Origin of the sequence: Glutamicibacter sp. BW78 (genome assembly GCF_002332245.1) — a bacterium.
GTDB classification, from domain to species: domain Bacteria; phylum Actinomycetota; class Actinomycetes; order Actinomycetales; family Micrococcaceae; genus Arthrobacter_H; species Arthrobacter_H rhombi_A.
Genome location: NZ_NRGU01000002.1, coordinates 1 through 1,867, shown reverse-complemented (window position 1 = coordinate 1,867; position 1,867 = coordinate 1). Strand labels below are relative to the sequence as shown.

Annotated in this window: 2 protein-coding genes; both read left to right on the top strand. The window is 57.0% G+C overall.

The genetic code is table 11. The features are described 5' to 3' along the window. On the top strand, positions 1-778 hold a 778-nt coding region (locus CIK75_RS00015), incomplete at its 5' end, for an ATP-binding protein (RefSeq protein WP_198962369.1). Continuing rightward, on the top strand, positions 778-1,867 hold a 1,090-nt coding region (locus tag CIK75_RS00010), incomplete at its 3' end, for a hypothetical protein (RefSeq protein WP_143413228.1). The genes CIK75_RS00015 and CIK75_RS00010, both read left to right, overlap by 1 nt.

The following is a 1,867-nucleotide window of genomic DNA, read 5'->3' as shown; positions in this document are numbered from 1 at the left end:
TCTGGCCGAACGCGGATTGGACAACCTGCCCGATGTCATCACCCACCTCCGCGAAGGATGCGAACTTCCAGAGGCCGTGGAACTGGGACGCAAGATGGCCGCTTTCGCTTCTCGGAGCCTGGGGAAGGTGTTCTTCGATCGGTCCCTTCCTGCCCTACCCATTGACGCTCGCGGCATCGTCTTCTGCACCTACGAACTTTCCCTTCCAACCTCGGATGAGCTCCAGAACGAGCACCTGTTCCGTCACCTGTCCATCGAGAAAATCTTTGGGCGCGCACTGTACGCAACCATCGCCAAACTTGCCCACCGGGTGTGCTTCGCTGACCGATCCGACCTGGCACTGTTCCTGGCATCCGAAGCTCACCACCTGACCAGCAATCCGCAGGGCTTGGAAATCGTCAATGAATTTCTGCGGGAGGGCCGCAAAGCAAAGGCTGCGATCGGTATGGATTCCCACGATCCTGAAGAATTCGGTCCCAAACGTGGGCTCATTCCCATGCGCCTTCTGATGCGTCAGCCCGACCCTGAACTGGCTGTAAAGGGACTGCACTGGTTGGGATTGGACGAGAAGGACGAGGAACTCATCGAAACCATCACCGGCCTGTCCCCGATGGACTCAGACAATAAGGTTTTCCCCGGGCGTGAAGGCGAGGGCATGCTGCAGGACAGTGCAGGCAATATCGGCCTGCTCCAGGTGGCCCTGCCCAACGTGGAAGAGCGTAGGGCGGCGGTACTGACGACCCCTGAAGAACATCATGGCAAGAAGGTCGTAGCCTGATGCGCTTTCCACTCGAAGCCATGACCGATGAGGTGCCAGACATCTCGGACAGTTCCGGTATAGGCCTGGACCAGTACCTGACCCTGCAGCTGGATCGCGGCGGCATCACCAACCCTGGCATGTTCTTGGATTCGAAACTGGCCGATTGGGTTTGGGACATCCACCATGCCGCGTTCGAGAACCTGATGTGGCTGGTGCGAGCAATCTTCTCCTTCGAATGGGTCGATCTGCTCGCAGGGCCGCTAGTTTCACTCTCTGAGACGATGAACGACCTCACCTTGGAGCTCAAGGTTGTGATCATCGGATTGGGCCTGGCCTTGTCAGCTGCCGTCTATGGGTATCAACTCATCAAGGGCAAGGCCGCGTTGGGCATCACGAACCTGCTGGTCACCCTCCTTATCGCCTCACTGCTTTCCAGCGTGTTCATGAACCCGTGGAGCACGTTCTTCAAGGAAGATGGCTGGTTCGACAGTTTTAAGACCGCCGGCAGCCAAACGGCAGCCCTCTTCGTCGACGGTGGCAACGAGACCGAGGAGATCTCCGCCGATCAGGTCATCACCCAGGACTTGGGCAGTACATTCGTCGACACCCTGGTCCGTGAGCCCTATCAGTTGATCTCATTCGGGAAGATCCTCACGGGAGAATGTGACCAGGTCTTCAATGAAGAGCTGGCCACTGTCACCCCCGGGGACAAAGGCGACGACAGCGTGATGAAGGCCGTCGGCAAATGCGATGAGCAAGCCAAATTCTTCATGGAAAACCCAACAGGACAGCTCGACATCCTGGCTGGGGCAAGCATCATGTTGCAATCGTTCTACCTCTTCACCGCCTTCTGCGCCTTCCTGATCTTTGTTTCCTTTCTGTTCCTGGGCTTCAAGGTCTTGATGCTCCTCTGGCAGTGCATCTTGGGGATTTTCCCGGGGTCAGATAGATCAGGACTGTGGAAGGGGTTCCTCGGGTGCATCGCCAGCATGATTTTTGTGACCTTCTCTGTGGCCCTGATGGCCATTCACCTGAAGTTCACTCAGTCGCTGATGACCGCGTTGGAACCACTGGGGGCAAAGAAGTACCTCATAGTGGTTGTCTCCA